Source organism: Mesorhizobium sp. P2_E6, assembly GCF_056403835.1.
Genome location: NZ_JBFUEQ010000006.1, coordinates 396,354 through 422,420 on the forward strand (window position 1 = coordinate 396,354; position 26,067 = coordinate 422,420).

At 64.2% G+C, this 26,067-nt stretch carries 22 protein-coding genes; 11 read left to right on the forward strand and 11 right to left on the reverse strand.

Features of this window, described 5'->3' with window-relative positions; translation table 11 throughout:
* Positions 1-146 precede the first annotated feature (146 nt).
* Positions 147-1,010 carry a LysR family transcriptional regulator gene (locus AC1D08_RS17860; RefSeq protein WP_457152216.1) on the forward strand — a complete coding sequence of 288 codons (864 nt, stop codon included), beginning with the start codon at positions 147-149 and terminating at the stop codon, positions 1,008-1,010.
* Between the two features lie 57 nt (positions 1,011-1,067).
* Here AC1D08_RS17860 and AC1D08_RS17865 read toward each other — a convergent pair whose 3' ends face one another.
* The 3 genes from AC1D08_RS17865 to AC1D08_RS17875 form a co-directional block, all read right to left on the reverse strand.
* Complete coding sequence (locus tag AC1D08_RS17865) at positions 1,068-1,439, reverse strand: glyoxalase superfamily protein (protein WP_095084877.1); 372 nt, start codon at positions 1,437-1,439, stop codon at positions 1,068-1,070.
* A gap of 55 nt (positions 1,440-1,494) precedes the next feature.
* Positions 1,495-4,086 (reverse strand): TIGR02302 family protein, encoded by a 2,592-nt coding sequence (locus AC1D08_RS17870; RefSeq protein ID WP_477228399.1) that lies wholly within the window; start codon positions 4,084-4,086, stop codon positions 1,495-1,497.
* A gap of 114 nt (positions 4,087-4,200) precedes the next feature.
* Complete coding sequence (locus AC1D08_RS17875) at positions 4,201-5,142, reverse strand: threonine/serine dehydratase (protein WP_457152267.1); 942 nt, start codon at positions 5,140-5,142, stop codon at positions 4,201-4,203.
* Positions 5,143-5,192: 50 nt separating this feature from the next.
* On the opposite strand from AC1D08_RS17875, the gene AC1D08_RS17880 reads away from it, so the two are divergent.
* Positions 5,193-5,495: an ArsR/SmtB family transcription factor gene (locus AC1D08_RS17880; protein WP_095084875.1), complete on the forward strand. Its 303-nt coding sequence runs from the start codon at positions 5,193-5,195 to the stop codon at positions 5,493-5,495.
* A gap of 34 nt (positions 5,496-5,529) precedes the next feature.
* On the opposite strand, the gene lysA is transcribed toward AC1D08_RS17880, so the two are convergent.
* The 3 genes from lysA to argH all read right to left on the reverse strand — a co-directional run bounded on the left by lysA (position 5,530) and on the right by argH (position 8,566).
* Positions 5,530-6,798, reverse strand: a complete 1,269-nt coding sequence (gene lysA, locus AC1D08_RS17885; RefSeq protein WP_477228401.1) for a diaminopimelate decarboxylase — start codon at positions 6,796-6,798, stop codon at positions 5,530-5,532.
* A 67-nt stretch (positions 6,799-6,865) separates the two neighbouring features.
* Positions 6,866-7,072: a lipoprotein gene (locus AC1D08_RS17890; protein WP_111544266.1), complete on the reverse strand. Its 207-nt coding sequence runs from the start codon at positions 7,070-7,072 to the stop codon at positions 6,866-6,868.
* A gap of 93 nt (positions 7,073-7,165) precedes the next feature.
* The gene (argH, locus tag AC1D08_RS17895; protein ID WP_457152270.1) at positions 7,166-8,566 is read right to left on the reverse strand and encodes an argininosuccinate lyase; all 1,401 of its coding nucleotides are present in this window, start codon (positions 8,564-8,566) and stop codon (positions 7,166-7,168) included.
* 35 nt (positions 8,567-8,601) lie between these two features.
* Between argH and tlpA the strand changes: the two genes are divergently transcribed.
* Positions 8,602-9,288, forward strand: coding sequence for a thiol:disulfide interchange protein TlpA (gene tlpA / locus AC1D08_RS17900; protein WP_457152271.1), 687 nt, complete (start codon positions 8,602-8,604; stop codon positions 9,286-9,288).
* Here tlpA and AC1D08_RS17905 read toward each other — a convergent pair.
* Positions 9,285-11,723, reverse strand: coding sequence for a putative bifunctional diguanylate cyclase/phosphodiesterase (locus AC1D08_RS17905; RefSeq protein WP_457152272.1), 2,439 nt, complete (start codon positions 11,721-11,723; stop codon positions 9,285-9,287). The genes tlpA and AC1D08_RS17905 overlap by 4 nt on opposite strands.
* A gap of 233 nt (positions 11,724-11,956) precedes the next feature.
* Positions 11,957-12,997: an endonuclease/exonuclease/phosphatase family protein gene (locus AC1D08_RS17910; RefSeq protein WP_457152273.1), complete on the reverse strand. Its 1,041-nt coding sequence runs from the start codon at positions 12,995-12,997 to the stop codon at positions 11,957-11,959.
* Positions 12,998-13,241: 244 nt separating this feature from the next.
* Between AC1D08_RS17910 and AC1D08_RS17915 the strand changes: the two genes are divergently transcribed.
* The 5 genes from AC1D08_RS17915 (at position 13,242) to AC1D08_RS17935 (ending at position 18,546) form a co-directional block, all read left to right on the forward strand.
* Complete coding sequence (locus tag AC1D08_RS17915) at positions 13,242-14,594, forward strand: extracellular solute-binding protein (protein WP_477228404.1); 1,353 nt, start codon at positions 13,242-13,244, stop codon at positions 14,592-14,594.
* A 158-nt stretch (positions 14,595-14,752) separates the two neighbouring features.
* Positions 14,753-15,637 (forward strand): carbohydrate ABC transporter permease, encoded by an 885-nt coding sequence (locus AC1D08_RS17920; protein WP_477423667.1) that lies wholly within the window; start codon positions 14,753-14,755, stop codon positions 15,635-15,637.
* Positions 15,638-15,644: 7 nt separating this feature from the next.
* The gene (locus AC1D08_RS17925) at positions 15,645-16,559 is read left to right on the forward strand and encodes an ABC transporter permease subunit (protein WP_477423669.1); all 915 of its coding nucleotides are present in this window, start codon (positions 15,645-15,647) and stop codon (positions 16,557-16,559) included.
* A 14-nt stretch (positions 16,560-16,573) separates the two neighbouring features.
* Complete coding sequence (locus AC1D08_RS17930; protein WP_477397866.1) at positions 16,574-17,674, forward strand: sn-glycerol-3-phosphate import ATP-binding protein UgpC; 1,101 nt, start codon at positions 16,574-16,576, stop codon at positions 17,672-17,674.
* Positions 17,675-17,736: 62 nt separating this feature from the next.
* Positions 17,737-18,546 (forward strand): phosphodiesterase, encoded by an 810-nt coding sequence (locus AC1D08_RS17935; RefSeq protein WP_457150778.1) that lies wholly within the window; start codon positions 17,737-17,739, stop codon positions 18,544-18,546.
* A 45-nt stretch (positions 18,547-18,591) separates the two neighbouring features.
* Here the strand turns inward: AC1D08_RS17935 and AC1D08_RS17940 are convergent, their stop codons facing one another.
* The 3 genes from AC1D08_RS17940 to AC1D08_RS17950 form a co-directional block, all read right to left on the reverse strand.
* A complete protein-coding gene (locus AC1D08_RS17940) occupies positions 18,592-19,674 on the reverse strand; it encodes an ABC transporter ATP-binding protein (protein ID WP_095084865.1) in 1,083 nt (360 codons plus the stop codon).
* On the reverse strand, positions 19,671-21,251 hold the full coding sequence (locus AC1D08_RS17945; RefSeq protein WP_457150792.1) for an ABC transporter permease: 1,581 nt from the start codon (positions 21,249-21,251) through the stop codon (positions 19,671-19,673). Before AC1D08_RS17945 ends, AC1D08_RS17940 begins: the two co-directional genes overlap by 4 nt.
* Before the next feature lie 173 nt (positions 21,252-21,424).
* The gene (locus tag AC1D08_RS17950) at positions 21,425-22,432 is read right to left on the reverse strand and encodes an iron ABC transporter substrate-binding protein (RefSeq protein WP_457150779.1); all 1,008 of its coding nucleotides are present in this window, start codon (positions 22,430-22,432) and stop codon (positions 21,425-21,427) included.
* A gap of 205 nt (positions 22,433-22,637) precedes the next feature.
* Between AC1D08_RS17950 and AC1D08_RS17955 the strand changes: the two genes are divergently transcribed.
* The 3 genes from AC1D08_RS17955 (at position 22,638) to AC1D08_RS17965 (ending at position 26,065) form a co-directional block, all read left to right on the forward strand.
* Entirely contained in the window at positions 22,638-23,189 is a 552-nt protein-coding gene (locus AC1D08_RS17955) for a sigma-70 family RNA polymerase sigma factor (protein ID WP_457150780.1), read from the forward strand.
* A 1-nt stretch (position 23,190) separates the two neighbouring features.
* Positions 23,191-23,829, forward strand: a complete 639-nt coding sequence (locus tag AC1D08_RS17960; RefSeq protein ID WP_457150781.1) for an NrsF family protein — start codon at positions 23,191-23,193, stop codon at positions 23,827-23,829.
* A 256-nt stretch (positions 23,830-24,085) separates the two neighbouring features.
* Positions 24,086-26,065 (forward strand): PAS domain S-box protein, encoded by a 1,980-nt coding sequence (locus AC1D08_RS17965; protein WP_477423703.1) that lies wholly within the window; start codon positions 24,086-24,088, stop codon positions 26,063-26,065.
* Positions 26,066-26,067: the final 2 nt, after the last annotated feature.

The window sequence follows — 26,067 nt, forward strand, 5'->3', positions numbered from 1 at the left end:
GGGCATGAGTGAGGACTCTTCGAATTGGTCCGCGGCCGATTTCGCAGCCGCATATCCAATGGGTGAGGCGACTATCGTTCGGCGTTTGACATGTTGCAAACGAATTGGAATGATATCAGTGATCAAAATTCCTTATGGCGGATTTCATGCGACCGACCCTCGACAGCGACCTTCTGCGCACCTTCGTGGCTATTGCCGAAGCGGGCAATTTCACCAGGGCGGCGGAGCAGGCAGGCCGTACCCAGTCGGCGGTGTCGATGCAGATGAAGAAGCTCGAGGACCTGATCGGCGACATCCTGTTCGAGCGCGGTTCACGCGGCGTCGTGTTGACGCGGCGCGGCGGCGAACTCATCGTCAATGCTCGCCGCATCGTCTCGCTGCTCGACGAGACGGCGGCATCGATGGCGGCGGCACCGCTTGGCGGGCCGGTGCGCATCGGCATTCCGGAGGAGTATGGCCACGCGATCCTATCGCGCGCGCTCGGCGCCTTTTCGAAGCGCCACACCCAGGTCGAGGTCACCGTGCGCTATGCGCATTCGGGGGCGCAGGTGGCGGCGCTCGCCGCCGGCGAACTCGATCTGTGCGTGGTTTTCGAATGGCAGGATCCTGCCGGCGGCGAAGTGCTGATGCACGATCCGACCGTATGGGTGACATCGACCCTGCATCACATGCATGAGGAGCGGCCGGTGCCGATCGCGCTCTACAACCGGGCCGGCTGGTGCAAGGATTTTGCCGTCAAATCACTGGAGCAGCGCGGTCTTGCCTATCGCGTCGCCTATACCAGTGACACGACTGGCGGCCTAAAGCTCGCCGTCACCTCCGGGCTGGCGATCGCGCCGATCTCGCGCAGCAACATTCCGGCCGGCTGCCGCGAACTGACGTCGGCGGACGGGTTCGGCGACATCGATTCCTCGAATGTGGTGATGCACCGCAACCCGAATGCCTCGGGTGAGGCGATCGACGGCATGCAGGAGGCAATCCGCGAAGCGTTCGTCAACAGGCAGATCTAGTGCCTGTCGTCCAAGCTGTGCAGCGGTCTTGGGATAACGACATGCACAAACAAAGACTCAAGCGGCCGCTTCCTCGTGGAAATGCAGCCGGTTGCCGAACGGATCGGCGACCGATATTTCGCGGGATTTCCACGGCGTTTCCTCCAGACCCGGCCTGGCGAAGCGGTAATTTTTTCCGATCAGCTCGCGATGAAGTGCCGCGATGTCCTCGACCTTGATGCGCACGGCAATGCCAGGCGCGCCGTCGCCGTGATGTTCGCTCAGATGCAGCACGCAGCCGTCTCGGCCGACCGCCATGTAGAGCGGCGCGTTGTCGTCGAAGCGATGCTCCCATTGCACCTCGAAACCAAGGAAGCCGACATAGAACTCACGTGCCTTGGCAATGTCGAAGATGCGCAGGATGGGCGTGACGGCGCCAAGTTTCGGCATGGTGTTGCAACCGTTCGAGTGTCTTCGGGTGAGGTTGGAAGCGGGGCGGCGATCCCTATTTCAGCTCGAGCAGCCGTTCCAGATAGCTGCGTTCGATGTCGGGGCTGAGCGCATTGCCGAGCCGCTTGCGGATCGCTTCCAGAATCTGGCGGGCGCGCTGCACGTCGATCTCGTCGGGCACTTTCACCGAATCGCCGAAATCAGGGCCCTGGCTGGCGCGCGGACGGCCCAGCGGGTCACGGTCGGCGTTCTGCTGGCGGCCACCTTCCTCGCTGCCGCCCTGATCGCCCTGCATGGCCTGCATCTGCTTCATCATGTCCTTGGCGCCCTTGCGCAGCGCTTCCAGCGCCCGGCCCTGGTGGCCGACCGCCTGATCGCCGTCGCCTTCGCCGAGCGCCTGTTCGGCATTGCCCATGGATTTGCCGGCCTCGCCAAATCCCTCGTTGGGCTCCATGCCCATGCCTTCGAGCCCCTTCTTCAGCTGCTCGAGGTCGCTTTTCAGCTGGCCCTGGCCCTGCTGCAGCTGCTTCAGCGCATCGGCGAATTCCTGCGGTGTCATCGGCTTCTGCTGGCCATCCTCGCCGGGCTTGCCGTTTTCGCCCGATTGACCTTGCTCACCGTCCTGGCCCAGCTGCTCTTCACGGTTCTGTCCGCGCTGGCGCTCGCCGCGCTGCATCTGGTCCATGCGGAATGTGTCGTTCATCATCTCCTGCTGGCGCCGCAGGATTTCGCCGAGCTTGTCCATCTGCTGGCGCATCTCGCTGTCCTGCTGGCCGCCTTGCTGCTGACGGCCGGCCTGGAGATTGTTCATCATATCCTGCAGTTGCGACAGCAATTGCTGCGCCTTGTCGCGATCGCCCGACTTCGCCAAGTTCTCGATCTGGTCCATCATGCGGTCGATATCGCTCTGGCGCAGTTCCTGGCCGTTCTGCTGCATCTGCGGCGCGTTGGGATTCTGCTTGGCGCGTTCGGCGAATTCCTGCAGGAACTGGTTCATCGCCTCGCGCAGTTCCTTCATCGCCTTTTCGATTTCCGCGTCGCTGGCGCCGTTCTTGATGGCGTCCTGCAGCGCCTGCTGCGCCTGGCGCAGCCGCTTTTCGGCGGCCGAGAGATTGCCTTCCTCGATGCCGAGCGCGATTTCCCAGAGATAGGACACCTCGCTGCGCAGCTGGTCGTCATTGACGGCCATCTTCAGCCGGCTGCGGGCGCTCATGATGGCGAGGTAGTGGGACATGTTGTCGAACGTGTCCTCGGGCCGCAGCGTGATTGCGTCCATCAAGTCGAGCACGTGAGGCTTGGCGTTGGCGTCGAGCGCCAGCAGGCGGCGCTGCTCGAGCACCGCGCGCGCCAGCGGGTTGGCGAATGGCCGCTGCGGCATAACCAGCGTCTTGGTCTCGCTCGACGCGGTGTGCCCGGCATCGTCGGTGGCGACCAGCGTCAGCTTGATGCTGCTGCCCGCCCAGACATGCTCGGTCAGGTCCTTAGTCGTCCGGGCGGCATTCGACTTGCCGCCGCGACGCGGCAGCGACAGCGGCATTTCAGGCGGACCATAGAGCGGATGTGCATTGGGCGCCTGCGGATCGGCGAGCGCGAAAACCGCCTTGGCATTGGCGGCGCCATAGTCGTCGTCGATCTGGTAGTTGAGCTCGAAGGCGCCGTTGGCGGCGCGCTTCGGCTCGCCGACGAAACGGATCTGCGGCGGCTTGTCCGGCATGACCGCGAAGGCCCAGCGGCCGAGCTGATCCTCGCCCGACGTCAGCGTCAGGGTGCCGTCGCCGGTCAGCTTGCCGGTGAACTGGCGCACCTTGGATGGCGTTGCCGGGCTCGCCGCCGGCTTGGCCGTGGCGGCAGCCTGCGGGCCGGCCGGGTCGATGGCGCGGGAATTGCCGTTCTTGTCGGCATAGGCGAGCGTTTCCTCGCCCGAACCGCCGGTGACGCGCAGCGAGACGTCGCTGCCTTCGGGGATGATGAAGGTCGGCGTCGCCTGGTTGACGTCGGCGGTCAGGAAGATCGGCGGCTTGCCGGTATAGGCCGGCGGCGTCACCCAGGCGTCGATGCGCGGTGGTATGGCATCGTGGACGCCATGGGCACTGAACCCGTCGACAATCCTGCCGCCGCTCGGTCCGAAGGAGAAGGCAAAGGCGGTCACCAGCAAAAGTGCGGCCACCGCGCGCAGACCCCAGCGGTCGCGCTCCGGCACGCGCGTGCGAGGCAGGTCGGCGCCAAGGCTGTCGAGCTTTCCGGCCATGCGCTTCTGGTGTTCGCGCCACAGTGCCTGCGAGAAGCTGCTTTCTCGGCCGCTCGGCCGCTCGGTCTGCACCAGCACCGGGCTGTGCAGCAATTGATTGGCCGCTTCGATCCTGCGGTCGATTTCGGCGGCGCCCGGCAAGCGGAAGAAACGCAGCGGATAGAGTGCCGCAAGTGCTGCCACACCGAATGCGGCGAGCAGGCCGATGCGCGCCACGTCCGGCAGGCGCGAGAAGATGCCGAGCCAGGAGACGCTGAGGAACAGGCTGGCGACGATGACGAGCGGAAGCAGCAACGGCCAGCCACGCTCGACCATCATCGAGACCCGCGTCGCCAGCCGGCTCAAGGCAAGGCGCCGGGCCAGACCGCGATGGCTGCTGAAGGTGGGTCGTTGCGTCATCGGCCCTTCCATGGGCGGGCAGGATAGCCCGATCCTCACGACTCGAAGAATACCAGCAAACACGGCAAAGGCGAGGCAGTTTGAGAAAACGTGAAGCTGCCGGACTGGTTGCTGTCAGAACGTGGCGGGGTTGGCGTTGGCACCGCAGACCAGTATGGCGACCCTTTCGCCGGGCGCGGGCTCATACCGCCCGGACAGCACGGCCGCGAAGGCGGTGGCACCGCCCGGTTCCGAGATGATGCGCACCCGGTCCCACAGCGCCTTCTGGGCAGCGACGATGTCGTCGTCGCTGACCAGGATCGAGCGTTCGACAAAGGCCTCGGCGATCGGGAACATCATTTCGCCGACGCGCTTGGGCGCCAGCGAATCCGCGGCGATGCCCTCGGCCGGCGCGTCGACGGGGCGGCCGGCCTCGAAGGCGCGGTAAAGCGTTGGCGCCCCTTCCGGCTCGATGGCGATGATGCGGATGCGGCCGGCGAACCAGGCGGCGATGCCGCCAATCAGGCCGCCGCCACCGACGGCGACCAGCAGCGTGTCGATCTCAGGCAAATCGCTCTCTATTTCCAGCCCGAGCGTGCCCTGGCCGACCAGCGTCTCCTCCTGGTTGAAGGCATGGATCTGCAAGGCACCGGTTTCCTCGGCGAAGCGCTCGCTGGCAGCCAGCGCCTCGGCGTAGCGGGCGCCGCCGACGATGAGCTCAGCGCCGTAGCTGCGGATCCGCTCCAGCTTTGCCGGCGGGCTCACCTCGGGAACGAAGATGGTCGCCTTGTGGCCAAGCCGCATGGCGGCGTAGGCGACCGCTGCGCCATGGTTGCCACCTGATGCGGCGACGACGCCGGCCTTTGGAACCGTTCTCTCCAGGAGGTTGGTGAAAGCGCCGCGCGCCTTGAACGAGCCGGAATGCTGCAGGCACTCGAGCTTCAGGTCGATGGTCAGCGGCGGGCGGTCGAAGTCGGCCATGTCGACGCGCAGCACCGGCGTGTGGCGCACATGCGGCCGAATGCGCGGTTCCATCGTGGCAATGCGTTCGCGTGTGACGGTGTTGCCGTTGCTCATGGACGTCTCCCTGGGATTGACAGTAATTAGTAACTTGGCAAAATAGCTAAATGCAAGAGGTTGATGTCTTCAAGGCGATCGCCAACGAACGCAGGCTGCAGATTCTCGACTGGCTGAAGGACCCGCGCGCGCATTTCCCGCGCCAAGCCGATGGCGATCTGGTCGAGGACGGCGTTTGCGCCCTGCTGATCGCCGAGAAGCTCGGCATCACACAGGCGACGCTCAGCGAACACATGCGCGTGCTCACGCAGGCCGGCCTGCTGCGGGCCAAGCGCATCAAGCAATGGACGTTCTACCGCCGCGACGAGGACAGGATCGCCGACACAAGGGCACTCATCCAGAACCGGTTGTAGCGCCGCCGGCGCAGCGTTTCGGACGGAGCAGCGTCTACCTTAGCCAGTCGGGTACCGAATCCAGCCCGATCAGGTCGTCATAGGTCAGGCGCGGGCGCACGATGTGGAACCGATCGCCGTCGACCAGAACCTCGGGCACCAGCAGGCGGGTGTTGTAGGTGCCGGCCTGCACCGCGCCATAGGCGCCGGCGGTGGAAACGGCAATCAGGTCGCTAGCCTTCAGCCTGGGCAGGTCACGGTCGAGGCCGAGATAGTCGCCGGTCTCGCAGACCGGGCCGACGACATCGACCATCATGCGCGGCGTGTCGGCCGGCGGCTGCACCACCGGCTTTATGTCATGGAAGGCGTCGTAGAGCGTCGGCCGGATCAGGTCGTTCATGGCGGCGTCGACGACGAGGAAATTCTTGGCGTCGCCTTCCTTCACGAAGATCACTTCCGAGACGAGGATGCCGGCATTGCCGACGATCAGCCGGCCGGGTTCGAACATCACCTTGAGCCCGAGCTTGGTGACATGCTTCCTGACGATCTGGGCATAGGCGTCCGGCAAGGGTGGCGGGTTGTTGTCGACACGGTAGGGGATGCCGAGGCCGCCGCCGAGATCGATATGCTCGATGGCATGGCCGTCGGCGCGCAGCGCGCCGACCAGATCGACAAGCAGGGCGAAGGCGTCGTCGAAGGGCTGCAGCTCGGTGATCTGGCTGCCGATATGGGTGTCGATGCCGGTGACCTTGAGGCCTGGCAGCTGTGCGGCACGGGCATAGACCTGACGCGCCCGTTGCCACGGAATGCCGAACTTGTTCTCGGCCTTGCCGGTGGAAATCTTCTTGTGGGTCTTGGCGTCGACGTCGGGATTGATGCGCAGCGAGATCGGCGCCACCTTGCCAAGGGCGGCGGCACGGGCCGACAACAGTTCCAGTTCCGGCTCGGATTCAACATTGAAACAAAGGATGCCGGCGGCGAGGGCAAAGTCCATTTCGCGTGCGGTCTTGCCGACGCCCGAAAACAGGATCTTGCTTGCCGGGATGCCGGCCGCCAGCGCTCGCCGCAATTCGCCTTCCGACACCACGTCGGCACCGGCCTCGAGCCTGGCCAACGTCCGCAGCACCGCCTGGTTGGAATTAGCCTTCATGGCATAGCAGACCAGCGCGTCGAGTCCGGCAAAGGCCTGGGCAAACACCCGGTAGTGCCTGGTCAAGGTGGCCGTCGAATAGCAATAGAATGGCGTGCCGACCTGTGCAGCGATATCAGGGATCGCCACGTCTTCGGCATGCAGCACGCCGTCGCGGTAGTCGAAATGGTTCACGAGAGTGGTTCCGGAAGTTGGAGCACGATGAGACCGGGTTCAAAAGACCAACCCGGTGTCATCGGCACTAGATCAGCGGGTCGAGGAAGAACTTCTTGTCCTTGACCGGTTTTTCCGGCTCCGGCGGCACGGGCTGGTGCGCCTTAGAGGCATCCTTGCGCGCCTGGACGGCTGCCTCATAGGGCGAGTCGAGGGCGCCCCTCCGGCCGCAGGCCGAGACGGCCGCAATCGCCACCAGCAGCGTCAGCGTCACCAAAATCCTGCTTCCGGTCATCGATCCATCCGTCCGAAACTTTTTCCAGCCGCCGCTTTTAGCCGAGTTCTCAGAGCATTGCACCCTGGATATTGCTGGTCGCAATAGCTGGGATCACGCCTTGGCGATGCGCTTTTTCCAGCCGCGGATCTGCCTTCTGACTTCCGACGGCGCGGTTCCGCCGAAACTGGTGCGGCTCTTCACCGAGTTCTGCACCGCCAGCACCGAAAAAATATCCGCCGTGATACCTGGATTGATCGACTGCAGGTCTTCCAGCGAAAGCTTCTCCAGCCCCACTTTCTTGTCTTCGGCCAGCGCCACCGCCCGGCCGGTGACATGATGCGCCTCGCGGAACGGCAAGCCGAGCGTGCGCACCAGCCAGTCGGCAAGATCGGTGGCGGTCGCGTAGCCCGAGCCGGCGGCCTTTTTCATCGCCGCTGCGTTGATTGTCATGTCCGAGACCATGCCGGTCATCGCCGCCAGCATCAGGTCGAGCGTCTCGGCGGCATCGAACACCGATTCCTTGTCTTCCTGCATGTCCTTGCCATAGGTCAGCGGCATGCCCTTCATCACCGTCAGCAGGCCGACCAGATGGCCGGTAACGCGGCCGGTCTTGCCGCGCACCAATTCAGCGGCGTCGGGGTTCTTCTTCTGCGGCATGATCGACGAGCCGGTGGAAAAGCTGTCCGACAGCCTGACGAAGCCGAATTGCGGCGTCGACCAGATGATGATCTCCTCGGCGAGCCGCGACAAATGCGTGGCGCAGATCGCCGCCAAGGCGAGGAACTCCAGCGCGAAATCGCGATCCGAAACGCTGTCCAGCGAATTGCGCATCGGCTCGCGGAAGCCGAGTGCCTTGGCGGTTTTGTGGCGGTCGATCGGGAAGCTGGTGCCGGCAAGGGCCGCGGCGCCGAGCGGGCTTTCATCCATCCGTTCGATCGCGTCGCGAACCCGCGAAAGGTCACGCGCAAACATTTCGACATAGGCCATGCAGTGATGGCCGAAGGTCACCGGCTGCGCCGCCTGCATATGGGTGAAGCCCGGCATCACCGTCGCCGCATGCTCCTCGGCGCGTGCCAGAAGCGCCTCGATCAGCCCTTTCAACGCCCCGGCTACGCGGAGGCACTCGTCCTTGACCCACAATCTCAGGTCGACCGCGACCTGGTCATTGCGCGAGCGGGCGGTGTGCAGGCGGCCGGCCGCCGGTCCGATCAGGTCGGCGAGGCGAGCCTCGACATTCATGTGGATGTCTTCCAGCCGGGTCGAGAACTCGAATGTGCCGGTCTCGATCTCTTTCTGAATCGTGTTCAGCCCGTGAGCGATTTTTTCTTGATCGGCCGCCGAAATAATGCCCGTTTGCGCCAGCATCTCGCTATGGGCGATCGAACCTCGGATGTCTTGCGCATAGAGCTTGCGGTCGAACGAGATCGACGCGTTGATCGCTTCCATGATCGCGGCCGGACCCGAGGCAAAACGTCCGCCCCACATCTGGTTGCTGGTCTTCTTGTCGCTCATGGCTATAACCCGTGCTTCGGAGCAGTTTTGAGAAAATGGCAGACGGTAGTAGATTCTTCCCGGCCCCGCGCCTGATCCTCGCCGCTTTGGTGGCGGGCGCGCTGGCCGGCGCGGTCGCGGTATATGTCAGCGAGAGCCGGTCTGGCAACAACGCCGAGCACCAAGTGGCTGTCGGCGACAGCAAGGACGATGTCGCCTGCGCCGCCAAGGGCGAGCGCGCCAAGAAGGTGGCGGCAGCGGCCACCGGCGAGGTCGCGGCATTGTTGCCAGCCGATCCGCCGCAATCGTTGAAGAGCCTTGCGTTCAATGGGCCAGACGGCAAGCCGATGACGCTCGCCGACCATGCCGGCAAGACGGTGCTGCTCAATCTGTGGGCGACATGGTGCGCGCCGTGCCGTGCCGAAATGCCGGCTCTCGATGCGCTGCAGAAGGAAAAGGGCAGCGACGCCTTTGAGGTGGTCGCCGTCAATGTCGATGCCGGCGACGATGTGAAGCCGAAGAAGTTCCTCAGCGAGACAGGCGTCAAGACGCTCGGCTACTACCGGGATTCGACGATGGCCGTGTTCAACGACCTCAAGACGCGCGGGCTGGCGCTCGGCCTTCCCGCCACCATGCTGATCGATGGCGAAGGTTGCCTGATCGCCCATATGAACGGCCCTGCCGAATGGTCGGGGCCGGACGCAAAGCGGCTGGTCGAGGCCGCGCTCCAGCCCGAAAGCTAGGCTCTGTCCACACTCAGGGCAGGCGCGGGTGCGAAGGCCAGGACGCTTCTGTTGCGCTGGCCAGCCGTGTCGTTGCTGACGCGGGGTGCGTCGACACCGGTCAGTTCGTCGAACTCCTCGATGAGGCCAGGCCTGCCGATATAGTAACCCTGGCCGATCTCGCAGGCTTCGGCATCCAGGAATTTCAGTTCGCCGAGCGTCTCGACACCCTCCGCCAGAACCGGCAGGCCGAGGCCGCGCCCGAGCCCCAGAACGGCGCGCACGATCGCCGCGACCTGGCCGTTCTTGTCGACGGATTTGATGAAGGAGCCATCGATCTTGATCTTGTCGAAGGGAAAGGCGCGAAGGTTGGAAAGCGAGGAATAGCCGGTTCCGAAATCGTCCATGGCCACCCGCACGCCCAGCGCCTTGACCTGCCGCAAGGTCGCCAGCGCGCGCGGCATGTCTTTCACAAGCGCCGTCTCGGTGATCTCAAGTTCCAGCCTGCCGGGCGCAAGACCGGAATTCAGCAGTGTTTCGTGGACCTTGCGGCTGAAATTCGGATTGTGAAGCTGCACCGCCGAAACGTTTACGGCCACCGTCAGCGGATTTTCCCAGCGGGCGGCTTCCTCGCAGGCCGCCGTCAGCACCCATTCGCCAATCTGGCCAATGGCTCCACTGTCTTCGGCGATCGGGATGAATATGGTCGGGGGCACGTCGCCGCGCGTCGGATGCCGCCAACGGATCAGGGCTTCGAAGCCGACCATCTTTCCGCTGCTGATCTCCTTTTGCGGCTGGTAGACGAGGTAGAACTCCCTGCGCGCGACAGCCTGTCGGAGTTCGTGCTCCATCACGCGCTTGTCGCGGGCCTCGGCCCCCATCGAGGCCTCGAAATAGCGGTATGTGTCCCTGCCTTCGGTCTTGGCCCGGTAGAGTGCGGTATCGGCATGGGTTATCAGGCTGGCCTGGTTTTCGGCATCCGACGGAAATAGCGCAATGCCGACGCTGGCCGACACGAGGCCACCGCCGACCGAGAGCCTGTTTTCCTCGCGCATCGCGTTCAGCACGGCGTTGGCGATGCGGCCGGCCTCCAACGGGTCGGTCAGGTTTGGGGCGATGATGGCGAATTCGTCGCCGCCCAGCCGCGCAACCATTTGTCCTTGGCGAAGGACGCCGGTGACACACTGCGCAACCTTCTGCAGCATGGCGTCGCCGGCGCCGTGCCCGTACAGGTCGTTGACCTCCTTGAACCGGTCGAGATCGAGCAACAGAAGCGCCAGGTGGCCGGTTTTCCTGGCCCGGCCCATCGCGGCGATCTCCATCTCGAGCCGGCCGGAAAAGCTCCGGCGATTGGCAAGGCCGGTCAAGGGATCGAAATGCGCAAGGCGCAGGATTTCCTGTTCCGCCTTCTTGCGCTCGCGAATGTCGCGGACCGCAATCACGTTGTGAGGCTTGCCACAGTAGTCGATGCTCCTGGCGATCAACTCGACGGGAATGCCCGCGCCGTCGTGGCCCCTCAATTCGGCCTCCTGCGGCTGCTCGCCGAAGCCGGGCATATCGGACCCGAAGAGGTCGCCAAGCTGCATCCCGTTCAGCGCCTCGGTTGCCGTGCCCGTCAGCTTCGCCATGCTGTCATTGGCGCTGATGACGCGGTTGCCGTCGCAGACGATCAGACCCTCCACGGCAGCATTGGCCAAACCGTGCATGCGGTCGGCCTCGAGCTTCTGGCGGCGGAAGCGCAGATCGATCCAAAGTGCCGTGCCCGAGAGAACAAGGATCACCAGGCTGGCGGCCGCCACGGCAAAGGCCTGCGAAGTGGGCGCGATCGTGTATGGCGATATCTCGATCGAGGAATCCGGGACGATCGACACCGCGCCCATCGCGATGAAATGCAAGGTGCAGATCGCCAGCGTCAGCAGCACCGCGCCGCCCAGTGTCGCAGACAGCGATGGGCGACGCAGGACAACCAAAAGCGCCAACGCGGCGAGCGTTACCCCCGCCAGCAAAGAGACCGCCACGAGCAGCGGGTTCCATTCGATCCTGCCCTGCACCTCGAACGCCGCCATGCCGATGTAGTGCATGGTGGCAATGCCACCGCCCAAGATGGCGCCGCCGACGAGATAGTGGTCGAGCCCGTTGCGCAACGTGGCGACCCACATGCCGGCGGCTGTCAGGACAACGGCAGCGGCAAGCGAGAGCACGGAGAGTTCCGGATTGTAGGCGTTTGGTATGCCCGGCGTGAACGCAAGCATGGCGATGAAATGCGTCGCCCAGATACCGAAGCCGGTCGACGCCGCCGCAATCATCAACCAGGCAAGCCGGTTTCGGTTTGTCGACCGGCCGACATGGTGAAGCAGGTTGACGGCAGAAAAGGAAGATATTCCACAGATCAGTGCGGCGAGCGCCACCAGTCTCAAATCGTGTTCATTGACGATACAATTGTAGACCGTCAGCATCTTCTCTCACCTGATCTATCGGGAATAAACAAGGCAATAGCATTGATTAGCCTTTGGTGGTTGAAAGATCGATTAAGTACGCTGCAACCCTGACGTGCCTTACCGGGTAAGGCGCGGCCGCGTGGGATCGGCCCGTCATTCGGGTGGATGCGGTTTCAGGGGGCCGGAAGTGGCGCAGGGGCCGGCCAACCGACCGCAGATCGAGGTCCATGAATCTGAGAGGCCCTAGCCCGTCACGCGATGCGAATCGTCACGACGAGTGCCTCGTGATCGGAACTCGGTCGGCCATCCGGCAGCACGGTTGGAAGAACGGCAGGAGCGCTCGCGACGAGGCCGCGGGTGAAGAACCAGTCGATGTGGCCGATGGGAGTGGGATCGCCGGCCTCGCGTCGTTGGGTGGGTAGGTCGAGCCTGTTGGCGGCCTTCCAGTCGTAACCGCGCCCGGCGAGGATCGCGAACAGCGGTTCGTGCGGCTCGACATCGATCAGCCGGTCGGGCTCGGCGGCGATGCGGGCCGCCCAGGCCTGGGGATCGTCGTGGCGGTCCTCATGGCTGGCCGTCAGCGTGTTGAAGTCGCCGCCGAGCAGCACCGGTGCCTGCGGATCATATTTGTCGATGGCATCGAGGAGATGTCGTGTCTGGACGGCGCGGCCATCGGGATCGGTGCGGTTTTCGAGATGCACCGAGACCACCGTCACCCGGCGGTTGCCGACCTGCACCTGGCCACCGATCGCCATCCGTCCGCCGATACGCGGCTGGCCACGCTCCGGCCGAAACCAACCGCCGGCCGCGTCGAGCCGCACCAGGAAAGGACGAAGCAGCGGAACCGCGCTGATGACGGCATTGCCATGAAAACCTTCGGCATTGGATGCGCCGCCGGTCGCCGAGCGTTCCGCCGCGTTGCCGGCGTCGAGCTCGACGAACTCGACGCCATAGGCGAAGGCATGGCCGAGCTGGTCGGCGAGGGCGCGCAGCGGATGACCATTGCCGGAGCGCGCCATGCCTTCGTCGACCTCGGACAGCAGCACGACGTCGGGAGACTGGCCGACAAGCGTCGCCGCGACGGCATCGCCGTGGCGGAGCCGCTCGACGTTCCATGCCACCACAGTGAGCGTCTCGCCGGCGCTTTCGCGCGAGGCCCTGCCGCCGATCTCGATCTGACCGAGCGCGGGAGTGGCGGCAGCGAGGCGCAGATGGGTGGCGCTATCACGCGGCCCGTCGCGCATGGCCTCGCGGTCGGCGATCGGCACATGTGTCAGCTGCGAGACAAGCATTTCGTCTATCCATTTTTAGCCGGTTAACGACCTGGGCCTTTACGCCAGTTTTCGACGCCCTAGGTACCTAGGGCGCCGATATGACGTTTTCATTTCATGCCGGCGCAAGCCGTCGAGGGAGGAGAGATTGGCTGTCCACAGGCCTGAAAAGGCACAGCAGAACTGTCACATACTTTCTCTATGAGACGGCCCGGGACCTGCGCAACGATCCTTGAAACGAGCCACTCAACAGGGAATGAGATTCATGTCGATGATCAAAAATGGCCTGGCGGCTCTTGCCGCCGGTGCAATCAGCGTTTCCATGGCGCTGCCAGCGGCCGCTGCGCCCACCAAGTTCGATTTCTGGTTCGGCCTTTCGGGCGACCTCGCACGTGTCGTCGACACGCTGTGCAAGAACTTCAACGCCTCGCAGTCCGACTATGAAGTCGTCTGCACCAGCCAGGGCAACTACGACGCCACGCTGCAGAACACCATCGCCGCCTTCCGCGCCGGCAAACAGCCCGCCATCGTCCAGGTCTATGATGTCGGTACCGCCACGATGATGCTTTCGGGCGCCTACAAGCCGGCCGACAAGCTGATGGAAGAAAACGGCTACAAGATCGACTACGCCGATTATTTCCCCGGTATCGCGCGCTACTACGCGACGTCGAAGGGCGAGATGCTGTCGTTCCCGTTCAATTCCTCGACGGCGCTGCTGTACTGGAACAAGGACGCCTTCGCCAAGATCGGCAAGACCGAGGCGCCGAAGACCTGGGAAGATGTGGGCGCCGACCTGCAGGCCATGAAGGACGCCGGCTACGAATGCCCGATGGCGATCAACATCTCGGCCAATGAAAGCTGGCAGCTGATGGAGCAGTTCTCGGCCATCCACAACCAGCCGATCGCCACCAAGAACAACGGCTATGACGGCCTCGACGCCCGCCTGGAAGTCAACAAGACCAAGTTCGTCCAGTACGTCACCGACCTCAAGAAGTGGTATGACGCCGGCCTGATCAAGATCAAGTCGAAGGACCTCGGCCAGGACATGGTCCAGGCTTTCGCCTCGGGCACCTGCCAGGTCATCATGACCTCGGTCGGCGACCACGGCACCGTCGGCAAGACCCAGAAGGAAGGCATGAACTGGGATGTCGCCGAACTGCCGGCCTACGCCGGTACCGAGCGCAAGAATTCGCTGGTCGGCGGCGCTTCGCTGTGGGTGCTTTCGGGCAAGTCGGACGCGGAATACAAGGGCGCGGCCGCGTTCCTCAATTTCATCCACGATCCCAAGACCGCACTGTTCTGGTCGACCAACACCGGCTACATCCCGGTGACCAAGTCGGGCTTCGACTACATGAAGTCGAGTGGCTTCTACGACAAGGCGCCCTTCAAGGGCCGTGAAACCGCGATCGCCAGCCTGACCGCGTCCGAACCGACCGAAATCACCCGCGGTATCCGGTTGGGCAATTTCACCCAGATCCGCGCCGAGTTCGGCACGCAGATGCAGGCGATCTTCGCCAACAAGGTCAGCGTCCAGGAGGGCCTCGACACGCTGGTCAAGAATGGCGATGCCATCCTCGACCGCTTCCAGCAGACCTATCCGGGTAAGACCCTGCCCTGATCTCGGATCTACGCGGCCGCCCGCCGGTCTTGTCCAGGCATGATCTCTTCCGAAAACCGCTTTCCACTTTCGGGATCATGCTTGGGTCGACGGGCGGCCATTTCGTGGACTAGTCTCCCTTTGCTCTAAGCCAGCTGTTAAGCGGCGTCGGCGGACCGATGGAAAAACGCGTTACCTTCAGCAGTTGGACAATCGGCATCCTTTTCGCGGTGCCGCAGCTCCTCTTGATCTTCACGTTCTTCTACTGGCCGGCCGGTCAGGCGGTCTACTGGTCGCTGACGCTGCAACAGCCCTGGGGCGGCGGCAACATCTGGGTCGGGCTCGACAATTTCCGTTCGATCCTGTCCAACGCCGATTACTGGAACTCGATCACCGCCAGCCTGGTCTTTGCCGGGATCAGCACCGGGCTTGCCATGTTCATCGCGCTCGTGCTCGCGGCGCTGACCGACCGGCAACTCGCCGGCTCGCGCTTTTATCGCGTGGTGCTGATCTGGCCCTACGGCATCGCCGCTCCAGCGCTGGCAATGGCGTTCCGATTCATCCTGGCGCCGGAAGCGGGCTTCATCGCCGTCGTCAACCAGGTCTGGCCCGGCTTCTGGGACCCTGGCCTTGATGGCGCCGACGCCATGGCCTCGATCATCATCGCCTTCTCCTGGAAATATGTCGGCTATAATTTCATCTTCTTCCTCGCCGCGTTTCAAGCCATTCCGCGTTCGCTGATCGAGGCGGCTGCGATGGACGGCTCGGGCGTCATGAGGCGTTTCCGGGACATCCAGTTCCCGTTGATCACGCCGACGATCTTCTTCCTGCTGGTCATCAACATCACCGAAAGCTTCCAGGATTCCTTCGGCATCGTCGACATCATGACCTCGGGCGGGCCGGCCAACGCCACCAACCTGATGGTCTACAAGATCTATTCCGACGGCTTCAAAGGGCTCGATTACTCGGGTGCCGCCGCGCAGAGCATCATCCTGATGCTGCTCATCATCGTGCTGACCATTTTCCAGTTCCGCTTCATCGAGCGGCGTGTGCACTACAGGTGAGGCCGATATGGTAGAGCGCACCCCTTTCCTCAATTTCTTCACGCATGTGATCTTGTTCGTCGGCTTCGTGCTTTGCATCGCCCCGTTCGTGGTCGTCACCATTGCCGCGTCGCATAATCTCAAGGATGTCAACGATGTGCCGATGTCGCTGCTGCCGGGCAGCGACTTCTGGCTCAACATCGAGACGGCCTGGACGACCGCCGACCTTGGCCCCAAGCTTCTGAACAGCTTCATCATGGCCGCCGGTGTCGCGGCGGGCAAAGTGATGATCTCGGCGCTCACCGCCTTTTCGATCGTCTATTTCCGCTACCCCGGCCGCACCTTCATCTTCTGGCTGATCTTCGTCACGCTGATGCTGCCGCTGGAAGTGCGCATCGTGCCGACCTATGCAGTGGTCGCCAACGTTCTGTCGCCCTATCAGACCATCCTGGATTTGACTGGTCTGAGCTGGCTCATCGAGAAAGTCTCAGGTGTGCAGGTTTCGCTCAGCCTCGGGCTGCTCAACTCCTATTCCGGACTTATCCTGCCGCTGATCGCGACGGCAACCGGCACCTTCCTCTACCGGCAGTTCTTCCTGACGGTTCCCGATGAACTGACCGAGGCCGCGCGCATGGACGGCGCCGGAGCCCTGCGCTTTTTCATCGACATCCTGCTGCCGCTGTCGCGCAACAACATGGCGGCGCTTGGAACCATCATGTTCCTGTGGGCATGGAACCAGTATCTGTGGCCGCTGCTCATCACCACCGACCAGTCGCATGCGACAGCGGTCACCGAGTTGAAGCAGCTTATCCCCAATGTCGGCGGCATCCCGGAATGGAACATCGCCATGGCCGGAACGCTTATCGTCATGCTGCCGCCGCTGATTGTCGTGGTCGCCATGCAGCGCTGGTTCGTGCGCGGCCTGATCGCCACCGAAAAGTAACAAGGAGACGGCCAATGGCCTCCATCACCATTCGCGACGTTAAGAAGAGCTACGCCAAGTCGCAGGTCGTGCACGGCGTCGACCTCGATATCGCGTCGGGCGAGTTCGTCGTCATCCTCGGGCCATCCGGCTGCGGCAAGTCCACTTTGCTTCGCATGATCGCCGGGCTGGAGGATATCTCCGGCGGCACGATCGCGATCGACGGCACCGTCGTCAACAAGCTGGAACCGCGCGAGCGCGGCTGCGCCATGGTGTTCCAGAATTATGCGCTCTATCCGCATATGAGCGTGGCGCAGAACATCGGCTATTCGCTCAAGGTCGCGGGTGTTCCGGCCGCCGAGCGTACGCAGCGCATCCAGGCGGTTGCCCGTACGCTGGAGCTCGAACATCTGCTCGACCGCAAGCCGATGGCGCTTTCCGGAGGCCAGAGGCAGCGCGTTGCAATGGGCCGCGCGATGATCCGCGAACCCAAGGTGTTCCTGTTCGACGAGCCGCTGTCCAACCTCGACGCCAAACTGCGGGTCCAGATGCGCTCGGAGATCCGCAAATTGCATCGCCGCTTGAACGCCACCTCCGTGTTCGTCACGCATGACCAGGTCGAGGCGATGACACTGGCCGACCGGCTGGTGGTGATGAATGGCGGACGTGTCGAACAGGTCGGCACGCCCGGTGAGGTCTACAGCCGTCCGGCCAGCCGTTTCGTCGCCACCTTCGTCGGTGCGCCGGCGATGAACATGCTCGAAGGCACGGTCGAGCTCGACGGGCTTTCGCTGCTGGGCGGCAGCCGGCGCCTTGCCGTTCAACGCGCCGGTCTGGCTGTCGGCACGCAGGTGGCCGTCGGCATCCGGCCGGAAGCGGTCCGTCTGGTGGCGCCGGGCACGGCAGGCGCGCTCGATGCGACCGTCGACCTCGTCGAGGAACTGGGCGCGGGACGGGTCATCTATGTCGATCTCGATGGCGCGTCGTTCTCCGTCATGACATCGGAGGCCGTCCACCCCGAGCCGGGCAGCACTGTCGGTCTGCGGTTTTCGCCGGATGACTTGCATTTCTTCTCGTCGGACACGGGAACCCGTCTCGAGGTCTTCAAGGCCTCGGTGCCGGAGCCAGCACTCTGATTTTTGAAGGCAGTCACTGTCGCCGATGACGGGGCAGGCGGTGCTGGCAAAACGGTCGTGCGATGAAAATAATCCAGGTCACCGATGTCCATCTTGGCCGGCAGGGCGAGCGCCGCTATGGCGTGGACCTGCATCAGCGATTGGCTTCATGCATCGCGCACATCAATGCGCATCACGCCGACGCGGCGCTTTGCGTCTTTACTGGCGACCTGACCGAGACCGGAGCGCCCCAGAGCTATGCCGATCTCAGGACAGCCCTGAATGCGCTGTCGGTGCCCTGGCGGTTGCTGCCGGGGAATCACGACCGGCGAGCCAATCTTGCCGCGGCGTTTCCTGAAGTTCCGGTCGATGAGAACGGCTTCGTGCAGTCGGCTCATCAAATGGCCGACGAGGTGCTGCTGTTCCTCGACTGTCTGGCGGAAGGACGCATCAAAGGCGAATTGTGCGAAAGGCGGCTTGCCTGGCTCGACGCCCGGCTCGAGGAGACAGCCGGCAGGCCCGCCTATGTCTTCATGCACCATCCGCCGGTCGCGCTCGGCCTGCCGCAACTCGATCCGCTGGCGCTCGAGCAGCCCGAACGGTTCCTCGGCCTGCTGCGGCGCCACGGCAACGTCCGCCACATCTTCTTCGGTCACGTCCATCGCGACATTGCCGGAACGGTCGCCGGCATTCCGTTCTCGGCGCAGCGCGGCCTGCATGCAAGGTTCGCGCTCGCCCTCGACAGGTCGAGCGAGATTGTCGAGCAGGCGCCACCCTCCTACGCGGTCATCCTCGTCGACAGCGCCAACGGGCGCGTGGTCGTACATGGCTGCGATTTTCTTGAACAATGGCCGATCTATTCCGGCGAAACCGGCGAACGCATCACGGCGTGAGCCTGCTCGCCGCGTTGAGGCACAACGTCGCCAGCCTTCGACCGTTCAGGCGAACACGTGCGCCGTTCCCGATACGGTCAGCCGGACGATCTCGCCGACCGCCGGCGCGTCCATGCCCGATTTGCGCAGGATCAGCGGCGTGTTGCCGATCGCGGCGGCGTCGGGCGGATCGGCGCTGTTCAGAAGCCGCACCGCGACCGTGCACATCGAGCCGGCGAATTCTGATTCCGTCACTTCGCCGAACAGCATGTCAGGGGTGCCCGACATGCCTTCGCGCGATGTGCGCTTCAAGGCAATCTGCTCCGGCCGCAGCATGATGCGGACAACATCGCGGCTGTCCGACGTATCGACGGCGATGCGGCCGAGCGGAGAATAGGCGAAGCCGCCCGATATCTTGGCCGGCAGGATGATGGCGTCGCCGAGGAACTCGGCGATCATCCTGTCCTTCGGCTTGAGGTAGAGCTCGCGCGGCGTACCGACCTGCGAGAACTTGCCGTCGCGCATCACCGCCACCTGGCTGGCGAAGGACAGCGCCTCGGCCTGGTCGTGTGTCACCAGGATGGTCGTGATGCCGGCCGCCTCCAGGAGTTCGGCCACGGCCTTGCGCATGGAGGCGCGCAGGCCGGTATCCAGGGCCGAGAACGGCTCGTCGAGAAGCATCAGCCGTGGCTTCATCGCCATGGCGCGGGCGAGCGCCACGCGCTGCTGCTGGCCGCCGGAGAGTTGATGGGGGCGGCGTTTGAGGATCGCCTTGTCGAGCCCGACAATGTAGGCGAGTTCTGCGATGCGCTCGGCGCGCTTGTCCTCGCCGCGACCCATGCCGAAACCAATATTGTCGCCAATGGTCAGGTGCGGGAACAGCGCGCCGTCCTGCGCCACCACGCCGATGCCTCGACGATGCGCCGGCACCGCGCTGCCGTCCTTGGCCAGCACCTCGCCATCGAGCGTGATGCGACCCTGGTCCGGCGCCTCGAAGCCGGCGATCAGCCGCAGCAAGGTCGTCTTGCCGCAACCGGACGGGCCGACGATCGCCGTGCGGCTGCCGCTGACGACGCTCAGGTCGACGCCGGCAAGTGCCGCCACCGGGCCGTAATGCTTGTGCAGGCCACTGATTTCGAGAAAGCTCATCGTCCGGCCATCCGTTTCGACTGGACATAGAGCAGCCAGGTCAAGGGGAGCGACATCGCCACCATGATGAAGGCGTAAGGGGCGGCCGAGGCATAATCAATCTCGCCGCTGTACGACCAGAACGCCATGGCTAGCGTGCGGGTGCCGTTCGGCGCCAGCATCTGGGTGGCGGTCAGTTCGTTCATGATGCCGAGCGCCACCAGCGCCATGCCGGCCGCGGCCCCTGGCGCCGACAGGCGGATCGTCGTCGACCACAGCGCCTGCAGCGGCGGCCGGCCGAGACTGGAAGCAGCGCGTTCGAGTTCGACCGGCGCCTGCGCGATCGATGCGCGCAGGCTGACCAGTGCGCGCGGCAGGAACATCAGCGCATAGGCCACCAGGATGGTGAACAGGGTCTGGTAGAGGGGCAGGGCGATGCGCACCGTGATGGTGACCAGCGCCAGCGCGATGACGACCCCCGGCAACGAGCCGACGATGTAGTTGCAGCCCTCCAGCAGGCGCTGCAATGGCCCGGGCGCGCGGATCGAGATCCAGGCCATCGGCATGGCGGCGACGGTGGCGAGCAAAGCGCCGGCGAGCGCCAGGAACAGCGTCTGGCCGAGCGCTAGCCCGATCTCGTCGAAGCGCCATACAGCGGTGCCGCCGGCGACAAGCCAGCCGCCGATGGTGACGAAAGGCACGCCAAGCGCCAGCAGCGTGGTGGCGACAAGCAAGGCCAGGCACGGGATGGTGGCGCGGCCGAGAGGCGCGCGCTGCTGGTGTCGTGCGGCGCCGGAGCCAACGCGCGCATAGCGCTCTTCGCCGCGCACCAGCACTTCGAGGCCCAGAAGCACGAAACAGCAGCTCACCAACACGCCGGCCAGCATGTTGGCGGCCGGCCCGTTGAAGGTCGACTGGAACTGGTCGACGATCGCCGTGGTGAAGGTGTCGAAGCGGATGAAGACATAGAGGCCGTACTCGGCCAGCAGATGCAGCCCGACCAGCAGCGAGCCGCCGCAGATGGCAAGCCTGAGTTGCGGCAGCACGACGCGCCAGAATACGCGCCATGGCCCAAGGCCGAGCGCTGCCGCGGCGTCCTCGAGGGCGGGATCGAGACGGCGCAATGCCGCCGACACCGGCAGATAGAGGAACGGGAAATAGGCGATGACGGAAACCAGCACGCCGGCTCCCAGGCCGTGCAGCCTGGGCACCATGGTGATCCAGGCGTAGCTGTGCACAAAAGCCGGAATGGCGAGCGGCGCCACGCACAGCCAGGCCCAGAGCCGGGCGCCAGGCAGGTCGCTGCGCTCGGTCAGCCAGGCCAGCGCCACCGACAACACGACGGCGATCGGCACGGCCAGCAAGACCAACAGGACCGTGTTGACCAGAAGCTCGCCGACACGCGGCCGGAAGACCAGTGCCGAGACGGTTTCCCAGCCGGTCTGCACCGCGGTCCAGATGATGAAGGCAAGCGGCAGCAGCGCCAGCAGCGAAACGAAGATGGCGGCGATGACCAGCCAGGGTGCCGCGCGTCGCCGAGCCCTTCGGCCTGTGCCCGCAGGCAGGCCCGAGCGCGCGAGATCGACCGCAGACTGCATCAGGTCAGACGCCGTGCCGGTGCCGTCCAGCGGCAGCAGTTGAAGGACCGCAATTGCGGTCGGGAACACAGCGTGTCGTCATCGACGAATGCCATCTCGAAAAACAAAATCACTCCCGCGGAAAGTGAATTCCCGCGGGAGCGTGGTCGGTGTCCTTTTAGGACGAATGGCAACTAAAGCAAGCCGGCTGCCGTCATCAGGTCGGTGACCTTCTTGGAGTTCAGCGTCGTGGCATCGACCTTGGGTGCCTGCAGATCGGCCAGCGGCACCAGCTTCGGGTTGGACTCTGCACCCTTGCCGACCGCATATTCGAAGGAATCGCCAGTCTTCAAGATCTCCTGGCCGCCCTTGCCTGTCACCCACTTCAGGAACGCCTGGGCGTCCTTCGGATGCTTGCTCGAGGCCAGCACGCCGCCGCCGGAGATCGAAACGAAAGCGCCCGGATCCTGGTTCTTGAAATAATGCAGTTCGACATTCTTGCTGTTTTCGCCGGTCTTGGCCTGATCGCCGAAATAGTAATAGTGGTAGATCACGCCGCCTTCGATCTCACCGGCATTGACCGCCTTCATCACCGTGCTGTTGCCCTTGTAGGCGGTGAAATTCGTCTTCATCGCCTTCAGCCAGTCCGCCGTGGCGGCTTCGCCCTTGAGCTGCAGCAGCGCACTGACGATGGCCTGGAAATCGGCGCCCGACGGCGAGGCGGCCCAGCGGCCCTTCCAGCTCGGATCGGCGAGATCAAGCATCGACTTGGGCAGCTGGTCGGCCGTCAGCTTGGTCTTGTTGTAGGCAAAGACGGTGCTGCGTGCCGCGACGCCGACCCATTTGCCGCTGGCCGCCTGATAGTCGTTGGGAACCTGGGCCAGCGTGTCAGCGTCGACCGGCGCGAACAGGCCGGCACTTTCGACCAGCGCCATGGCTGGCGAGTTTTCGGTCAGGAACACGTCGGCCGGCGAGGCCGCGCCTTCGGCGACGATCTGGTTGGAGAAGTCGCTGTCGCCGCCATTGCGGACTGTGACCTTGATGCCGGTTTCCTTGGTGAAGCCCTCGGCCCACGCCTTGGTCAGGTTCTCGTGCTGGGCGTTGTAGACAATGATGCCATCATCTTCCGCCATCGCCGGGCCGGCGATCAGGCTGATTGCCAGCGCGGTGGCGCCGACGAGGGTGGAAAGAGCATATTTCATGGCATTGTCCTCGATCTCGGGGGTCTTGCGTCTGTCACGGCTGCACCTATCAATACCTGACAGGGATAGTCAACATTGTCTTGCCGATTTTGATCGAGCGCCGAGGCGCAAACTTTCGTGATTTGCCGGTAATTTGGCTTGGACATTATTTCGCCGGCCACGTAACAAATCACCGCCGAGACGCGAAAATCGGGGAGTAACTCTTGTGACCGGCAAGGATGAGGCCGAGCTTTCCCGGCTGATGCGGGCCGCGATCGCGGGAGATGAAAAGGCCTACGCCGACTTTCTGCGCCGGATTGCCGCGCTGGTTCGCGGTTTTGTCAGGCGCAAGATCGTGCAGGGCGGGGTCGATCCCGAGGATGTCGTGCAGGAAACCTTGCTGGCCATTCATGTGAAACGACATACCTGGCGCCAGGATGCGCCAGTGTTGCCGTGGGTTTATGCGATCGCCCGCTTCAAGCTGATCGACGCGTTCCGGCGGCGCGGACGGCGCATCGAGATCGATGTCGACGATATCGCCGAGACCTTCGCCGAACCGGAACAGGAGAGCGTCAGCGAACGCGACATCAACCGGGCATTGGACGGCCTGTCGCCGGCACAGCGTTCCGTGGTCTCTGCCGTGTCGGTGGAGGGGCGGTCAATCGGCGAGACGGCGGCCAAGTTCGGGATCAGCGAGACGGCGGTGCGCGTGTCGCTGCATCGGGGACTTGCCGCGATAGCCAAGCGATTCGGGCAGGGGCGATTCGGGCGGGAATGACATGAGGACGGACGATCTCATCAAAGCGCTGGACGCCGATGCCCGCAGCAAGGCGATGCCGCTGCAATCGGCCTGGTGGATGGCCGCCGGTGCGGCAGCAGTCATCGCGGCCATCGTTTTCCTGCTGACGATCGGCCCGCGCCCCGACTTCATGGCCGCCGCGCACACGATGCGCTTTCTCTCCAAATTCGTCTTCACCATCGTGCTTGCCATCAGCGCTTTCGCCCTGATCCGCGCCTTGTCGACACCCGGTGCGCCGACCAGCAGGGCAATGGCCGGGATGATCGCCGCGCCGCTGTTGGTAGCCTTGGCCGTGGTTCTTGAGCTGCTTGCCGTGCCCGAGGCCGATTGGGGCACAAGGATGGTCGGCTCCAACATGATGATCTGCATGGGCTTCATTCCGCTGATCGGCATTGGCCCGCTTGCCATTTTCCTGTGGATGCTGCGCTACGGCGCGCCGACACGGCCGATGCTTGCCGGTGCGGTCGCGGGCCTGCTTGCGGGCGGGCTGGCGGCAACCTTCTACGCCGCGCACTGCTTCGACGATTCGCCGCTTTTCGTCGCCACCTGGTACACGGTAGCGATTGCGTTCCTCGCGCTGCTTGGCGCGCTCGGCGGGCGGTTTTTCGTGCGCTGGTAGTGCGGCACCGGAGCGGTTCACGGAAACGCCGAACCGCTCCATCTTTTTTGTTTGACGCAATTCCGGACGGAAAACCGTCTCACATTTTTCATGGAATGCTCAGTCGCGCGCCATGCACACCGATCCTTAATCATGCCGGCAATTGTTTGTCGGGTACCGAACGCGCCGGCATGCCGAGCGCAACCATTCCTTAAAATCGATCCGCCAAGGTCGGCGCAACAACATGCGTTTGCGCACGGGGGTGGCACGTATCGTGATGGGGCGAGGATTGACCGGCCGAAGATCTTTTGGGCACGCAGGGTTGGCGGTGCTCGTGGCCGGCCTCAGCGTCGTAGCGGCCTCGATCCTGCTGCCGCGACTGGATCCCGGCACCGAGGCGCTGAAGCTCTGCATGCAGGTTTCGGTGGCGGTGGCGGCGGGTGCGCTTTTCCTTGCCGCCCTGTGCATCCGCCGGATCAGCGAGGATCGCAGGCAGATCGCGGAGAGCGAGCAGCGCTTCCGCCGCGCCATGGAGGATTCGGCGATCGGTATCGCCGTTGTCGGCCTCGACGGGCGCATTCTCCAGACCAATCCGGCCTTCGCCGCCATGCTTGGCTACAGCCGCGCGGAGATCGAGGCGCTGACCTTCTTCCAGATCACGCATCCCGACGATATCCAGATCGGCCGGGACACGATGGCCGGTCTGAAAGCAGGCACGGTCAATTCCTTCCACTTCGAGAAACGCTATCTCAGGAAGGATGGCACACCCGTCTGGGCGCATCTTGCCGGCTCCGTCATCCGTGACGAAAGGAGCGGCCGTCCGCTCTATCTCGTCTCGCAGATCGAGGACATCGACGCCCGCAAGCAGGCCGAGGCGCGCATTGCCGAAGCCGAAACGCGCTGGAATTTCGCGCTTGCCGGTGCCGGCCAGGGCGTCTGGGATCTCGACATGCGCAAGGGCGGGACGACATACTCGGAGACCTGGGGCAAGATGCTGGGCTTTGAGGATGGCGAGCTCGACGGTGATCCCAACTGCTGGCTGACGATGATCCATCCCGACGATCGCGAGACCGTCGCCGAGGCGGATCGCGCCCATCTCGACGGCAAGACACCCTACTTCGAAGCCGAATTCAGGATGCGCCACAGGGATGGCCACTGGATATGGATCCTCGACCGCGGCAAGGCCATCGAGCGTGACGCGGAGGGGCGGCTGGTCAGGGCCATCGGCAGCCTGACCGACATCACCCAGCGCAAGGAGGCGGAAGCACGCCTCACCGTATCGGCGGCGATGCTGGCCGATGAGAAGGAGCGGCTGAGGGTGACGCTGCAGTCGATCGGCGATGCCGTCATCTGCACCGATGCCGCAAACCGCGTCACCTTCATGAACCCGGTTGCCGAAAAGCTGACCGGGGTTGCCGGTGGCGAGGCCCTCGGCAAGATGCTTGGCCATGTCTACTGGGCGGTCGACGAAGAGACGGGGCACAGGATCGGCGTCACCCGGCCGGCCATCGGCGGCCAGGCGCCCGCCGACCAGAACAGCCGCGCCGTCCTGATCCGGCGCGACGATACGCGCTGCAGCATCCGCCAGGTGGTGTCGCCGATCATCAACGAGCGGAACGAGTTCTGCGGGCTGGTCATCGTCTTCCAGGACTTCACCGACGCGCGCGCGCTGCAGCGCCAGCTCGCCCACGCGGCCGCGCATGATGCCCTGACCGGCCTTGCCAATCGCTCGAGCTTCATCCGCGCCATGGAGGACCTGGTCGATCAGGCGCGCAAGGGCGGCATCTCGGGCACAGGCAGCGGATATCAGTTCATGTTCATTGACCTCGACCACTTCAAACTGGTCAACGACACGGGCGGCCATGCAGCCGGCGATGCCTTGCTCAAGCGGGTTGCCGAGGCGGTTCGCGGTGTGCTTGGTCCCGAAGACATGGTCGCGCGCCTGGGCGGCGACGAATTCGCGGTCGTCCTGAAATCGGGTTCGGCTGCCGGCGCCAAGATCGCGGCGCGATCTATCATCGATGCGATACGCGGCCTGGACTTCGCCTGGGATGGCCGTCCTCACGTGATCGGCGCCAGCATCGGCCTGGCTGCGATCGGCGCCAGTTGCGGCGAAGTCGACGAGATCATCGCCAGGGCCGACGCCGCTTGCTATGCGGCCAAGGCGGCCGGCCGCGGCTGCGTTTGCGTGGCGCCGGACGGCGAGGTCATGGACGACAGGATGGAACCGCCCGAGCCGCTTGCCGCGGCCTCCTGATC

What these genes read in the sequence shown, in the direction of transcription:
- AC1D08_RS17860 (WP_457152216.1), top strand. Translation starts at nt 147, where the DNA reads ATGCGACCGACCCTCGACAGCGACCTTCTGCGCACCTTCGTGGCTATT.
- AC1D08_RS17865 (WP_095084877.1), bottom strand. Translation starts at nt 1,439, where the DNA reads ATGCCGAAACTTGGCGCCGTCACGCCCATCCTGCGCATCTTCGACATT.
- AC1D08_RS17870 (WP_477228399.1), bottom strand. Translation starts at nt 4,086, where the DNA reads ATGACGCAACGACCCACCTTCAGCAGCCATCGCGGTCTGGCCCGGCGC.
- AC1D08_RS17875 (WP_457152267.1), bottom strand. Translation starts at nt 5,142, where the DNA reads ATGAGCAACGGCAACACCGTCACACGCGAACGCATTGCCACGATGGAA.
- AC1D08_RS17880 (WP_095084875.1), top strand. Translation starts at nt 5,193, where the DNA reads ATGCAAGAGGTTGATGTCTTCAAGGCGATCGCCAACGAACGCAGGCTG.
- AC1D08_RS17890 (WP_111544266.1), bottom strand. Translation starts at nt 7,072, where the DNA reads ATGACCGGAAGCAGGATTTTGGTGACGCTGACGCTGCTGGTGGCGATT.
- argH (WP_457152270.1), bottom strand. Translation starts at nt 8,566, where the DNA reads ATGAGCGACAAGAAGACCAGCAACCAGATGTGGGGCGGACGTTTTGCC.
- tlpA (WP_457152271.1), top strand. Translation starts at nt 8,602, where the DNA reads ATGGCAGACGGTAGTAGATTCTTCCCGGCCCCGCGCCTGATCCTCGCC.
- AC1D08_RS17905 (WP_457152272.1), bottom strand. Translation starts at nt 11,723, where the DNA reads ATGCTGACGGTCTACAATTGTATCGTCAATGAACACGATTTGAGACTG.
- AC1D08_RS17910 (WP_457152273.1), bottom strand. Translation starts at nt 12,997, where the DNA reads ATGCTTGTCTCGCAGCTGACACATGTGCCGATCGCCGACCGCGAGGCC.
- AC1D08_RS17915 (WP_477228404.1), top strand. Translation starts at nt 13,242, where the DNA reads ATGTCGATGATCAAAAATGGCCTGGCGGCTCTTGCCGCCGGTGCAATC.
- AC1D08_RS17920 (WP_477423667.1), top strand. Translation starts at nt 14,753, where the DNA reads ATGGAAAAACGCGTTACCTTCAGCAGTTGGACAATCGGCATCCTTTTC.
- AC1D08_RS17925 (WP_477423669.1), top strand. Translation starts at nt 15,645, where the DNA reads ATGGTAGAGCGCACCCCTTTCCTCAATTTCTTCACGCATGTGATCTTG.
- AC1D08_RS17930 (WP_477397866.1), top strand. Translation starts at nt 16,574, where the DNA reads ATGGCCTCCATCACCATTCGCGACGTTAAGAAGAGCTACGCCAAGTCG.
- AC1D08_RS17935 (WP_457150778.1), top strand. Translation starts at nt 17,737, where the DNA reads ATGAAAATAATCCAGGTCACCGATGTCCATCTTGGCCGGCAGGGCGAG.
- AC1D08_RS17940 (WP_095084865.1), bottom strand. Translation starts at nt 19,674, where the DNA reads ATGAGCTTTCTCGAAATCAGTGGCCTGCACAAGCATTACGGCCCGGTG.
- AC1D08_RS17945 (WP_457150792.1), bottom strand. Translation starts at nt 21,251, where the DNA reads ATGCAGTCTGCGGTCGATCTCGCGCGCTCGGGCCTGCCTGCGGGCACA.
- AC1D08_RS17950 (WP_457150779.1), bottom strand. Translation starts at nt 22,432, where the DNA reads ATGAAATATGCTCTTTCCACCCTCGTCGGCGCCACCGCGCTGGCAATC.
- AC1D08_RS17960 (WP_457150781.1), top strand. Translation starts at nt 23,191, where the DNA reads ATGAGGACGGACGATCTCATCAAAGCGCTGGACGCCGATGCCCGCAGC.
- AC1D08_RS17965 (WP_477423703.1), top strand. Translation starts at nt 24,086, where the DNA reads ATGGGGCGAGGATTGACCGGCCGAAGATCTTTTGGGCACGCAGGGTTG.